The sequence below is a fragment of the Deltaproteobacteria bacterium genome (assembly GCA_016930875.1).
In the GTDB taxonomy this organism is placed as follows: domain Bacteria; phylum Desulfobacterota; class Desulfobacteria; order Desulfobacterales.
This window is the reverse complement of record JAFGFW010000159.1, coordinates 1-14,570: the sequence shown is the minus strand read 5'-3', so window position 1 is coordinate 14,570 and position 14,570 is coordinate 1. Positions and strand designations below refer to the sequence as shown.

The 14,570-nt window shown below is 51.4% G+C and carries 14 protein-coding genes and 1 tRNA gene; 2 read left to right on the top strand and 13 right to left on the bottom strand.

Features of this window, described 5'->3' with window-relative positions; translation table 11 throughout:
* Nucleotides 1-14: 14 nt before the first annotated feature.
* Nucleotides 15-530, bottom strand: coding sequence for a CBS domain-containing protein (locus JW883_13630; GenBank protein MBN1843306.1), 516 nt, complete (start codon nucleotides 528-530; stop codon nucleotides 15-17).
* A 326-nt stretch (nucleotides 531-856) separates the two neighbouring features.
* Between JW883_13630 and JW883_13625 the strand changes: the two genes are divergently transcribed.
* Entirely contained in the window at nucleotides 857-1,939 is a 1,083-nt protein-coding gene (locus JW883_13625) for a sigma-54-dependent Fis family transcriptional regulator (GenBank protein ID MBN1843305.1), read from the top strand.
* A 44-nt stretch (nucleotides 1,940-1,983) separates the two neighbouring features.
* Here the strand turns inward: JW883_13625 and JW883_13620 are convergent, their stop codons facing one another.
* From JW883_13620 to JW883_13595, 6 genes are all read right to left on the bottom strand, one after another.
* Nucleotides 1,984-2,262, bottom strand: coding sequence for an integration host factor subunit beta (locus JW883_13620; protein ID MBN1843304.1), 279 nt, complete (start codon nucleotides 2,260-2,262; stop codon nucleotides 1,984-1,986).
* A 71-nt stretch (nucleotides 2,263-2,333) separates the two neighbouring features.
* Entirely contained in the window at nucleotides 2,334-2,645 is a 312-nt protein-coding gene (flgM, locus tag JW883_13615; protein ID MBN1843303.1) for a flagellar biosynthesis anti-sigma factor FlgM, read from the bottom strand.
* 196 nt (nucleotides 2,646-2,841) lie between these two features.
* A tRNA-Met gene (locus JW883_13610) sits at nucleotides 2,842-2,918 on the bottom strand.
* A 43-nt stretch (nucleotides 2,919-2,961) separates the two neighbouring features.
* Nucleotides 2,962-4,170, bottom strand: coding sequence for a cofactor-independent phosphoglycerate mutase (locus tag JW883_13605; protein ID MBN1843302.1), 1,209 nt, complete (start codon nucleotides 4,168-4,170; stop codon nucleotides 2,962-2,964).
* Complete coding sequence (locus tag JW883_13600) at nucleotides 4,167-5,474, bottom strand: homoserine dehydrogenase (protein ID MBN1843301.1); 1,308 nt, start codon at nucleotides 5,472-5,474, stop codon at nucleotides 4,167-4,169. Before JW883_13600 ends, JW883_13605 begins: the two co-directional genes overlap by 4 nt.
* A 22-nt stretch (nucleotides 5,475-5,496) precedes the next feature.
* The gene (locus tag JW883_13595) at nucleotides 5,497-6,663 is read right to left on the bottom strand and encodes an aminotransferase class I/II-fold pyridoxal phosphate-dependent enzyme (GenBank protein MBN1843300.1); all 1,167 of its coding nucleotides are present in this window, start codon (nucleotides 6,661-6,663) and stop codon (nucleotides 5,497-5,499) included.
* A gap of 139 nt (nucleotides 6,664-6,802) precedes the next feature.
* Between JW883_13595 and JW883_13590 the strand changes: the two genes are divergently transcribed.
* Entirely contained in the window at nucleotides 6,803-7,846 is a 1,044-nt protein-coding gene (locus JW883_13590) for a phosphoribosylformylglycinamidine cyclo-ligase (protein ID MBN1843299.1), read from the top strand.
* On the opposite strand, the gene alaS is transcribed toward JW883_13590, so the two are convergent.
* From alaS to larC, 6 genes are all read right to left on the bottom strand, one after another.
* Nucleotides 7,847-10,489 (bottom strand): alanine--tRNA ligase, encoded by a 2,643-nt coding sequence (gene alaS / locus JW883_13585; protein MBN1843298.1) that lies wholly within the window; start codon nucleotides 10,487-10,489, stop codon nucleotides 7,847-7,849.
* A gap of 51 nt (nucleotides 10,490-10,540) precedes the next feature.
* Complete coding sequence (gene recA / locus JW883_13580; GenBank protein ID MBN1843297.1) at nucleotides 10,541-11,584, bottom strand: recombinase RecA; 1,044 nt, start codon at nucleotides 11,582-11,584, stop codon at nucleotides 10,541-10,543.
* 42 nt (nucleotides 11,585-11,626) lie between these two features.
* A complete protein-coding gene (gene thpR / locus JW883_13575) occupies nucleotides 11,627-12,202 on the bottom strand; it encodes an RNA 2',3'-cyclic phosphodiesterase (GenBank protein ID MBN1843296.1) in 576 nt (191 codons plus the stop codon).
* Nucleotides 12,195-12,686, bottom strand: coding sequence for a CinA family protein (locus JW883_13570; GenBank protein MBN1843295.1), 492 nt, complete (start codon nucleotides 12,684-12,686; stop codon nucleotides 12,195-12,197). Before JW883_13570 ends, thpR begins: the two co-directional genes overlap by 8 nt.
* A gap of 9 nt (nucleotides 12,687-12,695) precedes the next feature.
* The gene (locus JW883_13565; GenBank protein MBN1843294.1) at nucleotides 12,696-13,154 is read right to left on the bottom strand and encodes a phosphatidylglycerophosphatase A; all 459 of its coding nucleotides are present in this window, start codon (nucleotides 13,152-13,154) and stop codon (nucleotides 12,696-12,698) included.
* 124 nt (nucleotides 13,155-13,278) lie between these two features.
* The gene (gene larC / locus JW883_13560) at nucleotides 13,279-14,445 is read right to left on the bottom strand and encodes a nickel pincer cofactor biosynthesis protein LarC (protein ID MBN1843293.1); all 1,167 of its coding nucleotides are present in this window, start codon (nucleotides 14,443-14,445) and stop codon (nucleotides 13,279-13,281) included.
* Nucleotides 14,446-14,570 lie beyond the last annotated feature (125 nt).

The following is a 14,570-nucleotide window of genomic DNA, read 5'->3' as shown; positions in this document are numbered from 1 at the left end:
ATTGTCAAGAAAATTCACCACCCCCTGCCACCCGGATCCTCACCCTGCTCCACCTCTGATTCCGTTGCCCCAAGGACCTCCTTAAAGAGATCCTCCTTAAGGAGGATCCCAACGACATCTTCCCCATCCACCACAGGGAGCCAGTCGAACTTTCCAAAATTCATTAAGTGGACAGCCTCCATAAGGGTACCGCTTTGGTGTATGACCCGTGTAACAGGTGACATAATTTCGCTGCTCGTCCTTTCAAACAAGGACTCACACTCCTGGTAGAACTGTCCCTGCCAAAAGATCGGGAGCTCTTCCATGGACTCCGTAGAGAGTTCCATACGACCAAGGACTTCATCAACCGAAACCACGCCCAGGATCTCTTCCTTGTCTCCCACCTTGTCAACCACCAACAAGAACTGGGGAACCTTCCCCCGTGCTCTCTTCCCCAACATTTTCACCGCATCCAATGCCTTTGTCCGTGGCGAAATGCGTCGAAGGGAGCCCAGCTCAAGCATTATGTCTCTTATTCTCTTTTCTGGCATTATCTTCTCACTGCACGTTCTCTTTGGACAGGCCATCTTCCCGACGTCTCTGGCCGACGTCTCTGGACATACGGGCCCACTTGCAGCTACAGCAGCAAGTCATGTGCCAGAACGCTGAGCCATTCAATCTATTTGCTAAGACATTCATTGCGCAACACTTATGAGTGTATCCGCAGAGACTCTCCGTCACGAACAATCGGCGTACTTATGCCGATAGCATAAGATCAAAATAGCTGTTGACATTTTTTTGCCGTTTTGTTTTATAATGTACAATACGTTTTCTGGAAAGGAATCCAGAAACGTACAATAGCAGTCAGGAGGCAATAATGAGCCCTCACGGAATCGCTCTGCGTGGCCAAGTCGAACCAGACCTTTTCCCTGAGTTTGTGGTTGTAAGCGAGCATATGCGCTCTGTCATTGCAACTGTCCAGCAAGTCAGCCGGTTTGACGCCAATGTCCTCATCTCCGGCGAATCCGGTACGGGCAAAGAACTTCTGGCACGAATAGTCCACCAAAAAAGCAAGCGCAAGGACAAGCCCTTTGTGCCGGTCAACTGTGGAACCCTTTCTGGTGAACTGTTCGAAAGCAAGCTCTTCGGCCACGAGATGGGAGCCTTCACAGGCGCCATCAGACAAACAAAGGGCAGATTCGAACAGGCCCATAACGGGACACTTTTTCTGGACGAAGTCCTTGAGATTTCCCAACTGAACCAGGTGAACTTCCTGCGCGTGCTCGAGGATGGATGTTTCCGGAGAATCGGGGGCCAAGACCTGATCAAGGTCGATGTTCGTATCATTGCTGCCACCAACAAGGATCTAGCTGCACAAGTAGAAGCAGGCCGTTTCAGAAAAGATCTCTTCTATCGCCTGCAGGTTATCCCAATCAACCTTCTCCCTTTAAGGAAACGTCAGGAGGCCATTCCTCACCTGGTAAGTTATTTCCTGGAACGATTTGCCAAGATATACCAGAAGGAAAGAGTCACGGTTTCGCCTGACGCCATGCAATTCCTCATGTCCCTGAAATGGCCTGGCAATATTAGACAGCTCAAGAATTTGGTGGAACGTATGTTCTTGATGGCATCAAAACCTGCCATCGATCTGGACGATTTTCCGGAAGATTTCTTGCAAGGGACGCCCGAGTTGAACACGAAAGATCTTCAAGAATCTCATGACAAGAGGCCGGCGCCTGCTCCTCTCGAAATGCAGAGCGGCATCGAGCCTTTGCGAAAGGCGCGGGAAAGGGTGGAGAAATCTCTTATCCTAAAGGCCCTGGAGACGACAAACGGTCAGAGAACCAGGGCGGCAGAGCTACTTGAAATCAAGCCACGCACCCTTCGGCAAAAAATGAGCGATTATGGCATCCAGTTTCGCAGAACGCGAAAAAGCACGGTTGCGCAGTCTCCAGTCTGACAAAAAAACAATATCGGCAATACTTCGGGGCGCTTGGCGGACGCTTACTCGGGATCAACTCTTTCTTTCAGTTCCTTACCGCATTTGAAGAAAGGCAGTTTCTTGGGTGGGACTTGGCTGGGCGCTCCTGACTTCGGATTTCTCCCTGTGTACCCCTTGTATTCCTTGACATAGATGCTGCAGAACCCCCTGATTTCAACCCGGCCTCCCGAGGCCAGCGCCTCGGTCATCTTGTCAAACATCAGGTTAACGACTTCCGTTGCTTTATTTTTTGTGAGTCCTGTTTCCTTCTTCAGCGCCTCTATGAGATTCGCCTTGTTCATGTGGGTCCTCCTAAAACAAAAATTGAATCAAGCGCACAAGAGACCATTTGTGGCAAGACGTTTTGCCGGCATCAACTGATTTCGTCAGTAAAGGTCTTCAGCATCTTCTCGGCTGTCTTGTCGAAATCAATCTCGTAGGTCCCCTTTTCAATCTTAGCCCTGACGGTCTGCACTCTTCCCATGCGCACATCTGGTTCGGATTGAATGGCCTCGTGGGCCTTCTGAACGTCTTTCGACCTCTGGGAAAAACTGCAAACTGCGTCCTCATGAGACTCTCGGACAACCTCGGATCGCTTGCGAGCCTCTTCAGGGGTTTCATTGTTGGGGGCAAGTGCCCTTTGATTAGCATACTTGGAGACTTCGTCTCTACCCGTAACCTTCATGAATAAGTACCTGCCTGACGCCTCAGAACGATGGGATAACCAGACAATTCTGATCTGCCCGCCCAGATTGCTGTTTAAATATGCAAGAGTCCTGCCATGTTGTCGGGACGTGCCACAATTTTTCAATTCCCAACCCAGACAAACAAGAACCAAAAAAATAGGGCCGGAATTCGCATCCAAGCCCTTGATCTTCACTTGGTAGCGGGGCATGGATTCGAACCACGGACCTTCGGGTTATGAGCCCGACGAGCTACCAGACTGCTCCACCCCGCATTAACTATCAAAAAATAGATCGTTTCCTTCAAGCTGTCAAGAACTATTTGCCAAATCGTATTAATCGTTCTATGAGCCGATAACCATCAGAAACCAACAAAGTCTGGCCCTCGGCCCCTTTCTCGTTGAAGCCACAGGATCCCTCTGAAGGTGACGGGACGTCTTTGCCGCAGATTGCGAAGGGCACGGGTTCCGTGGTGTGAGTCCTTGCGGAAAGAGGAGTATAGTGATCAGTGGTAACCATGATCCGGTGTTCTGGGAACTCTTTCAAGCCGTCCAGCACCTTTCCCACGACTCTGGCATCAAATGCCTCAATGGCGGCTATCTTCTCATTCAGCAGGCCGGCATGCCCTGCTTCGTCCGGAGCCTCAACATGGACATAGACCAGGTCGACGCTTTTTATTGCTGACAGGGCATATCGTGCCTTGGCTTCATAATCCGTGTCAAAATATCCGGTGGCTCCTGGCACGCGAATCACCTTAAGCCCCAAATACACACCGATTCCCATCAGGAGGTCTACCGCTGAAATCATAGCCCCTTTAAGCCCTGTCTTTTTTTCAAAAGACTCCAATTGCGGCGCATGTCCTTGTCCCCAGAACCAGATATGGTTGGCTGGCTTCAAGCCCTTTTTCATCCTTGTCCGGTTGACAGGATGGTCTTTTAGGATGGAGCTTGCCCGATCAATTAGCTCACGCAAAATCCCTTGAGAAGCCAACCGATCTAAATAGGGCTCGACTCTCTCTCCAGTAATATCATGAGGTGGAGTTGTATTTACGTCTGCAGATCCGTCCTGCCAAACCATAAGATGGCGATAGCTCACCCCGGGATAGAATCGAAGCGTCTTGTTTCCCAGGCCATTGTCTATGTCCTCTATGAGGCGCCGGGCTTCATCAGTGGAGATATGCCCGGCGCTGTAATCGTCCATTGTGAGCGCACCCTCCTGCCGGGAGAGGGTCACCAGATTGCAGCGGAAGGCCACATCAGATGGCTTTAGCTTGACCCCAAGGCTGGCTGCCTCCAAAGGTCCCCGGCGGGTTTGTACTATTCTTGGATCATAGCCCAGGAGACTCAAATTGGCCGTATCACTTCCTGTTTCGCACCCATCGGGAATAGTTTTGACGAGCCCCAGTTGGCCCTGACGAGCAATCCAATCCATGTTAGGAGTCTGCGCTGCCTCAAGGGGGGTCTTGCCGCCAAGCTCAGCAATGGGATAATCCCCCATGCCGTCACCCACAAGAATAATGTATTTCATCTTTGATCCTCAATCCGGATCAACATGGTCTTGTCCTTCACTACGCCAAGCTGATCTATTTCAAAAAGGGCATCTCTTACGGCTGCCTCCGTGGCCTCATGGGTAATCATAACAATAGGCACTTCGCCCGCTAGGTCCCTGCCCTTCTGATGAACCGATTCGATACTGATTTGATGCTTTCCCAAAATTCCGGAAATCCTAGAGAGCACACCAGGTCTATCCTCAGCAGAAAATCGGAAATAATACTTCACATACAGCTCTTCGATCGATTTGACGCGTCTCCTTTTTACGGAAGAAGGCTGATAGCCCATGCAAGGGACCCTGCCGATTGCGCCATGCAATACATTCCGCCCAACATCCACCAGGTCGCTAACCACAGCGCTTCCCGTGGCCATCATGCCTGCGCCGAACCCATAAAACATGACATTTCCGACAGCATCACCCTTCACGTAAAGGGCATTGTAAGCCTCATTCACACTGGCAAGGAGGCTCTCTTGAGGTATCAGTGTCGGATGAACCCGGGCTTCAATAGCCTCGCCATCATCTCTTGAAATAGCCAAAAGCTTGATCCGGTACCCGAATTCCTTGATAAACTCGATGTCAAGAGGCGTTATTCTTGAGATCCCCTCTGTATAAACGGCGCTATTGTCGATGGGAACACCGTAAGCTACAGAAAGGAGTATCGTGAGTTTGTGGGCCGAATCAATCCCTTCAACATCAAACGTGGAATCAGCTTCCGCGTAACCGAGCGCCTGGGCCTCTTTAAGCACTTCTGAAAAGGGACTTCCCTCATCCGTCATCTTGGTCAATATATAGTTGGCAGTGCCGTTCAAGATCCCGAAAAGGCCTTGGATGCGATTGGCAACAAGCCCTTCCTTTATCGAACGAATCAGAGGAATACCCCCGCCAACACTGGCTTCAAAGCCCACCTCCACCCCTTTGCGCAAAGCAGAAGAAAAAATCTCGTCCCCGTGAGCAGCGAGAAGGGCTTTGTTGGCGGTGACTACGTGTTTGCCTTTTTCAATGGCCTGCAAGATGAAGCTTTTTGCCGGTTCATAACTACCAATCAGTTCCACCACAATGTCAACCTCAGGATCATTGATGACCACATTGGCGTCTGTTGTGAGGATCTTTTCATCCACTGACACGCCCCGATCAGTTTCAAGGTCAAGGTCGGCTATCCATTTGAGCTCCAGGTGCGCTCCTAAACGAGAGGCGATGACATCCCGGTTTTCCAGCAGGATCTTTGCTGTGCCCGAACCCACAGTTCCGAACCCCAGCAAGCCAATATGTATTTTGTTCATGTGCTCACCTTACGAGAAAAAATTACAGGATCTTGCGAATCCCCCTTATGGCCTGATTGGTGCGCATCGTGTTTTCTATTAGAGCAAACCTGACATATTCATCGCCATACTCCCCGAAACCGAGCCCCGGAGAAACAGCCACCTTGGCTTCTCGAATCAACATCTTGGAAAACTCCACAGAGCCCATCTTGACATACTGTTCAGGGATCTTTGCCCAAACAAACATGGTTCCCTTCGGACTCTTGACTGGCCACCCAACCCTGTTCAGGCCTTTAACCAGCGCATCACGCCTTATTTTGTATGTGTCTACGATTTTCTTGACGCAATCTTGCGGTCCGTTTAGCGCAATGATGGATGCAATTTGGATCGGCTGAAAAATGCCGTAATCGAGATAGCTCTTGATGCGGCGAAGAGCTCCAACTATCTCGGGGCTCCCAACGCAAAAACCGACACGCCACCCAGGCATACTATAGCTCTTGGAAAGGGAGAAAAATTCCACCCCCACTTCCTTGGCCCCGGGCACCTGAAGAAAACTCGGGGCCAAATATTCATCATACACCAAATCAGCGTAGGCCAAATCATGAATCACCAGAATCCCATGCTCTTTGGCGTAGTCTACAATCTTCTCAAAAAAACCCAGGTCCACCACCTCTGTTGTGGGATTATGGGGAAAAGATATGATAAGCATCTTCGGTCTCGGCCATGTCTGCTTTGTGGCAGCAATCAAGTTTTCAAAAAAGTCCTGCTCCGGACCCAGAGGAATCCCACGCACGTCTCCACCTGCTATGATGGCCGAATAGGGATGGATAGGATAGGTGGGGTTCGGCGAAAAGACCACATCCCCCGGGGCAATGGTTACGAGGACAAGATGTGAGATTCCTTCCTTAGCCCCGATAGTGACAATCGCTTCTGTTTCAGGATCAATATCCACGTCAAAGCGGCGTTTGTACCAATCGGAGATAGCCATCCTGAGCTTGGTGATCCCCATGGACGCAGAATACCGGTGGTTGTGCCCTTTTCTGCAGGCTTCAACCAGCTTGTCCACAATGTGCTTTGGCGTTGCCATATCAGGATTGCCCATACCCAAATCCACAATATCCTCTCCTGCATGGCGCGCATCCATTTTTATCTGATTTACGGTGGTGAAAACATAGGGCGGAAGCCGATTCAGCCTGGCGAATTGTTTCATGACAGATGCCTTCCATAAGGGTTTTGATTTCTTTATCTTTGAGAGGTTATTATACTAGAGTAAAGGTGTTGTCAAAAAGATTTCTTTTGACTTTACGACGTAATTGCTCTAAAAAAGTACAAAATTGAGGAGCCGTGACATGGACAACTCTCTTACCTACCAGAAAGCCGGTGTCGATATCGACAAGGCAAATCGTTTCATCAAAAGGATCAAGCAGATCACGAAACAGGCCCCACAGTCTGGTGTGATTGCCGGCATTGGCGGATTCAGCGGTCTTTACTCCCTTGATGTCACTCAATATAAAGACCCGGTTCTTGTCACCTCCACTGACGGGGTTGGCACAAAATTGAAGGTCGCCTCCATGATGGAAAAGCATGACACGATCGGCATAGACCTTGTGGCCATGTGCGTCAACGATATCACGGTTCAAGGTGCCAGGCCTCTGTTCTTCTTGGACTATCTGTCCATGGGCAAACTTGTGTCCGAAACCGCTGAGGCCATAATAGAAGGAATTGTCACGGGCTGCAAAACGGCCAAGTGTGCGCTGATAGGTGGCGAGACAGCGGAAATGCCGGGGCTCTACGCTGAGGGTGATTATGATCTGGCGGGGTTTGTAGTCGGCATTGTAGACAACGGCAAAATTGTCGATGGATCAGAGATCGGGGTAGGCCATAAGCTGATTGGCATAGCGTCAAGCGGGCTTCACAGCAACGGGTATTCTCTGGTTCGAAAGATCTGTTTTGAAAAACTCAAGCTGAAAGTGACTGACAGGGTTGATGTTCTGGGAAAAACCATAGGAGACGAACTCCTGGAGCCTACCAAGATCTATTCCGAAATTCTCCGTCACCTGCTGCGTGATTTTGCCATACACGGGATTGCCCACGTCACAGGCGGTGGCATACAAGAAAACCTGCCGCGAATACTCCCATCATCTTGCAAGGCCGTGATCCAAGAAGGGAGTTGGGAGGTTCCTCCTGTTTTTCATTTCCTCCGGGAAGCAGGAAAGCTCTCCGCATTGGAAATGAGAAGGACTTTCAATAACGGAATCGGCATCATCCTTGTCACGCCCGCTAATGCCGCACAGGGCATCATGGAATTCCTTCTGGCAATGAACGAAAAAGCCTACGCTATCGGAGAAATCGTCGCGAGAAAACGCGGGGCCAAGCAGCTCGTCTGGGTGTAATCAGTTCCCAGCTACGATATCGTAAACTGCGGCCAGCGCTTCCGGTAGTTTTTCAGGCTTGCTTCCCCCGGCCTGGGCCATGTCACGACGCCCGCCGCCGCCGCCGCCAACTATGGCGGCCACCTCTTTGATTATCTTTCCGGCATGATACTGCTCCTGGTGTTCCTCTGTCACCACGGCCACGAGCAGCACCTTTTCAGGTATCCTGCTCCCCAATACAATAATCCCGGACTTTATCTTTGCCTTAACTTGATCGGCAAAATCTCTCAAGGCCGCGGGTGTGTCGACTGAAACCTCCTGAGCCAGGACTGAAACGCCGTTTACTGCCTTGACCTCGGAAAGGGACTTATCTGATGCCTCAGCCTGGGCTTTGGCCCTGACAGCGCCGAGTTCCTTCTCAAGGGCCTTCTGGTGTGCCATGATTTTCTGAACCCTGTCTGCCAAATTTTCAGGCTTGGTTCTCAGCGCCTCTGCCAGGGTATGCAAGGTCTGAGAGGCCTCCTGGGTGCTCGCAAGGGCAAGCGCGCCTGTGAGCGCCTCGATACGTCGCACGCCGGCTGCCACACTCCCTTCGCTGACGATCTTAAAAAGACCGATATCTCCCGTCCGCACAGTATGGGTCCCTCCGCACAGCTCCTTGCTGAAATTCCCAATAGCAACGACCCGGACACGGTCACCGTACTTCTCCTCAAAAAGCGCGGTGGCTCCTGCATTGAAGGCGTCCTCGGCATCCATCTCCTCGATCTTCAGAGGCGTGTTTTGACGAATTCTGTCATTGACCAGGTCTTCGATTTCCCGGAGTGTCTCTGCATCAAGAGCGGAAAAATGCGTAAAATCAAAACGCAAACGGTCAGGCCCCACTAATGATCCTGACTGCTTCACATGGTCCCCCAGCACTTTGCGCAAAACCGCGTGCAACAGGTGGGTGGCAGTATGATTCCTGCCAATAGCCAATCGCCGCTCCCTATCCACACTGAGAGTCACACGGTCCCCTGTGGAAACTGTTCCGCGCAGGATCTTGCCTTTGTTGATTATTATGTTACCGGGAGCTTTCACCGTGTCACGGACTTCTATCTCAAAGCCCGCCCCTGTAATTCGGCCCTGGTCTCCCACCTGGCCCCCGGCCTCGCCGTAGAAGGGGGTCTTGCCTGTTACAACAAGTTCAATGAATTCTCCTTGTGTAGCCCCTTGAACAGTCTCGCCGTCTCGAACGAGCATGAGGATTTCAGAGTCAGCGCTTGTGGTCTCATAGCCCACAAACTCAGTCTGTATCCCCCGAACCGCAAGGGCCTTGAAGGCCTCTGCTGCCTCATGACCGCCGACGCCTTTCCAGGCGCTCCGTGAGCGGAGGCGCTGTTGGTCCATGGACGCGTTAAAGCCTTCGATATCCAGTGAAAACCCGTCATCGCGCACAATGTCCTGGATAATGTCAACCGGGAAACCATAAGTATCATACATCTTAAATATGAGATTCCCTGGGACCTTCAAGTCCCCCTGAGCCTTTAATTCACCCAGGGCATCCTCCAGAACACTCAAGCCTGTGTCCAGGGTCCCCAAAAAGCGCTCCTCTTCGCTCTTGATAATATTCTTGATGTAGGCATCTGCTTCCAAGAGCTCCGGATAGGCCTTCTTCATCACCTGAGCAACCTTGCCCGCGGTTTGATACAGAAAGGGCCGGGGCAATCCCAGGGTGCGACCATAACGAATGGCCCGTCTCAGGATACGGCGAAGCACATACCCTCGCCACTCATTGGATGGCAGGACCCCGTCACCGATCAGAAAGGCCGCTGCTCGGCTGTGGTCTGCCACCACCTTCATCGAAACATCAATCTCGCGGGACTCATCAATGGAATGACCGGAGATCTCCTCGATTTCTCTTATAATGGGGATAAACAGGTCGGTCTCGTAGTTACTCGTAACCCCTTGCGTTACTGCCGCGATGCGCTCCAGTCCCATGCCTGTATCAATGCTCGGTCTTGGAAGGGGTGTCATGTTGCCTGTGTCATCCCGGTTAAATTCCATGAAAACCAGGTTCCACAACTCCAGATAGCGGTCACATTCACAACCCACCCGGCATTCGGGTCGACCGCAACTCATCTCTTCGCCCTGATCAAAGAGGATTTCCGAGCACGGCCCACAAGGACCAGTATCGCCCATTGACCAGAAATTATCCTTCTTGCCGAGACGAACGATCCTGTCCTCCGGTATCCCTGTATTGTTAGACCAAAGCTGATGCGCCTCATCGTCGTTTTCGTAGACTGAAACCCAGATTTTTTCTACTGGAAGGCCATAAACCCTGGTTATGAGATCCCAGGCCAATTCAATGGCTAACGGCTTAAAATAATCCCCAAAGGAAAAATTTCCCAGCATCTCGAAAAAAGTGTGATGGCGCCCCGTGTGGCCTACATTTTCAAGGTCGTTGTGCTTGCCGCCAGCCCGAACACACTTCTGAGACGTGCATGCCCGCACGTAGTCTCGTTTCTCCTCTCCCAGGAATGTCCGCTTAAACTGCACCATCCCGGCATTGGTGAAAAGGAGGGTGGGGTCATCATGGGGCATCAGAGACGAGCTCTTTACGATCGTGTGGCCTTTTTCCTCAAAATAGGCCAAAAATTTTTCCCGCAGATCATCTGATGTCGTCATAGTCATTAGTCACTGATCATTTGTCACTGGACACTGCTCACTGCCTACTCCTTACTCTTTTCCACGCTGCTGCGCCTCGGACTGCCCGGACTCCTTCTGTGCCAATCCAAGGGCATCTCGAACTTTTTTTTGGATATTGGCAAAAAGATCAGAATGTTCCTTCAGAAATGTCTTGGCGTTTTCCCTGCCCTGTCCAATCCTTTCCTTGTCAAATGAATACCAGGCCCCGCTCTTATCAACGATTTCGTTTTGAACGGCCATGTCCAGAAGATCGCCAGTAGCGGAAATACCTTCACCGTACATGATATCAAACTGTGCTTCCTTGAAAGGCGGCGCCACCTTGTTCTTTACCACCCGCACCCTTGTTCGGTTTCCTATGACCTCCTGGCCGTCTTTGATGTTCCCGATTCTTCGTATGTCAAGTCTCACCGACGAATAAAACTTAAGGGCATTACCTCCTGGCGTGGTCTCCGGGTTCCCAAACATGACTCCGATCTTCATTCGAATCTGGTTAATAAAGATAACCGTTGTTTTCGACCTGCTAATACAGGCCGTCAGCTTTCTCAAAGCCTGTGACATGAGCCTGGCCTGCAGACCCACATGGACATCCCCCATCTCTCCTTCAATCTCAGCCCGTGGAACCAGGGCTGCCACCGAATCAACAACCACGGTATCCAGGGCGCCGCTCCTGACCAGGACCTCGGCAATCTCCAGGGCCTGCTCACCCGTATCCGGTTGAGAGACGAGAAGGTCATCACAGTTCACGCCGAGTTTTTTTGCATATAATACGTCCAGGGCGTGTTCGGCATCGATAAATGCCGCAATACCGCCCCCCTTTTGGGCTTCCGCCACAACATGAAGAGCAAGCGTGGTTTTGCCCGAAGACTCAGGCCCAAAAAGCTCTACGACCCGGCCTCGCGGTATGCCTCCTACTCCCAGTGCGTGGTCCAAGGCAAGGGAGCCCGTTGGAATTACCGGGATGTCTGCAATGACCTGGGCGCCCAGTTTCATGATGGAACCCTTGCCGAACTGGCGCTCTATCTGACCTATCGCCTGTTCAACCGCCTTCTCCTTGTCAGCAGATATACTACTCATGAATATTCCCCCTAGCTTTATCCATTTAAGGCATTTTAAATTTCAGGCACTTCTTAAATCCACCTCAGCCAGTCTTGTGTATACCGCCCCTTGAGAACGCAAGGTGCTTTGAAACAAGACAACAGACTTAACCGTGAAAGATCCTGTTTCAAACCTCGCCAATCCCTCCAAGGACTCCCGCAACTTGGTCCTATCCACACGATCCTTGACACGACCCATTGTCAGATGGCCCTTAAAATGCCGTTTCTCCTTAGGAAAGCCAAGCCCCTTGAGCTGAGATTCCAAAGCGCTCTGAAGAGCGAACAAGGCCTGCACGTCCCCTGATATCCCCGCCCAGATGACACGCGGACGCCTGAAATCCGGAAAAACCCCAACCTCATCCCCCGTCAGCGTAAAAGGGGAAATGCCCTTGGCGGCTTCTTCCATGGCTGCCTGAATCTTCCCTACATCATCCCTGTCAATATCTCCCAGGAACTTCAGGGTCAGGTGGATGCCTTCCCTGCGAACCCATCTGATGTCAAGGCCTGATCCCCGGAGCGTCTCCTGGATTTTTGCAATTGCCTGAAGAACGAATTCCGGCAAACCGATCGCTATGAAGGTGCGTATCTTCTCACCCATGTTCTATTGACTCGCAGCGTTCTCGTATCCTCTTCAACGCCTCCTCTGAAGCCTGTTCTTTGATCTCTCTTCGGCTCCCTTTGAAGTGATATCTCCATGACTCCACATCCTGGCTCCAGGCCAAGGCCATATGAACCGTGCCTACTGGTCTGTCAGAAGCGCCGCCTGTGGGGCCTGCGATCCCACTGACCGCAATACCCAGACCAGTGCCTGCCAACCGCTTGACGCACATCGCCATCTCCCTGACGCAGGCTTCGCTAACGGCTCCGTGTTCTTTAATAATCCCCTCAGACACCCCCAAGAACTCGATCTTGGACCGGTTGCTGTACGTCACAACCCCCATCTCCAAATAGTCTGAACTGCCTGAAATGTTGGTGAGTCGATGGCAAATCAACCCACCAGTACACGACTCGGCTACCGCAATAGTTATCTTCAGAGAAAGAAGCGCCCTGGCCACTTCCTGTTCAAGGGAATTATCTTCCATCCTTCAATCTCAACTCCAGAAGAGCTTCATAACAACTCTCAACACAGCGTTGGCATAAATCCCTGCAAGGACGTCATCGCCCACAACACCCCAGCCGCCGGGCAACGTCGATTCCAGCCTCCTGATAGGAAAGGGCTTGGCAATGTCCATGAACCTGAAAAGCAAGAAACCGGTCACCAACGTCTTTACGTTCCAGGGGATGAGAAACATCGTAACCAGAAACCCTGCCATCTCATCTATAACAATTAAGCCGCTGTCTTTTTTCCCAAATATCTTTTCTGCTTCACCTGATACCCACACGGCAAACCCGGTAAACGCCGCAATGAACAACGCCCCCTCAAGTGGGCCAAGCATAGTAAGAAGATAGCATAGAGGAACCGCAGCTACAGTGCCAAAAGTGCCGGAGGCAAAAGGGATGCAGCCCGCGTAAAATCCTGTTGCTAACACAACCACAAATCTTTGTCGAATGCCGCTATGCAATGCAACGCCCTGTCTTAGCCCCCAGTAACCCTCTGAAGTTATAGGTTTGTTCAGTTATGCAATTCCGGTAAATTCGCTCGACTTTGACGATGGCGTGCCGTGCAATGCTTTCCTACTGCGACGTCTCCTTTAAGACGGCATCATAGACCGTCTTCAGGGGCATGTTCTTCTCCAGGGCAATCCTCTTGCACTCCTCATATTCCGGCGCCACAGAGACCTTACCCGTCAGGTCTGAAATCTCCTTCACCCGTACCTTGCCAAAGGACGTGGCGGCCTCTTTGAGTCTTCTGTGCAGCTTTATCCGATCCGCCCGGCAGTGCCGCACACCAGTGGCCGTGGTCTCAGATAGTATCCGGTGCACCACTTTTTCTCGGTCGATTTCCTTACATATAACCTGGATCATGGTTCCAGGTCGATTCTTCTTCATAAAGATTGGAATCCAGATCACATCCAGGGCCCCATCTTCAAAAAGCCTCTCCATGACGAATCCGAATATCTCAGGATTCATGTCATCGATGCTGGTCTCCACGACCGTGACACAATCTGCCTCACACACAGATTCAGGCTCCCCTACGATGACCCTGAGCAAGTTAGGCATCTCTTTCAGGTCCCGTGCCCCAACACCGTAACCCACCTGGCGAATGCGCATCCTTGGCATCGGGCCAAAGTCTTCGGCAAGCGATGTGATGATCGCCGCTCCGGTCGGGGTAACCAGTTCATGAGAAACACCGGCGCCGTACACAGGCACTCCTTCAAGGAGAGCCACTGTGGCCGGGGCCGGCACAGGAAGTCTTCCGTGATCGCAGATTACGAAGCCTCTTCCCACTGGGATCTCAGAAGCCGTTGCTTTGCCAATTTGGAGCCATTCCACCCCGAGAGCAGCTCCCACGATATCGACAATAGCATCCACTCCTCCGAGTTCATGAAAATGGACGTGCTCTTTTGGACAATTGTGAATACCAGCCTCAACCTCTGCCAGTCGGGCAAAGGCCTTAAGGCTGAGGCGCTTTACCCTTTCAGAAACTTGACTCCCTTCGATAAGGCCTCGGATGTCCTTATAATTTCTTGCACACGTGTCCTTCTTATCAACCACCACGTGTACCTGCCGGCCGTGGATGCTCATCCGCTCGGCTTCAGCAATCTCCAGATGAAAGGCCTCAAGGGGCAAAGCTCGAATATTTTCTTCAATAAAAACAGGTGGAACCCCCAATTGGATCAACGCCCCGAGAATCATGTCACCGCTAATCCCGGAGAAACAGTCAAAGTAGGCAACCTTCATCCCCATTTACGTCCTGTCAGCCGCTAAATTTGACGGCTTCGTAAAAAGTCCATCTGCGGCGTTGCGCTTCATCTTTCGTCATTGCGACGTACCGTAAGTACGCCTCATTCCTCAAGATTCGCGCG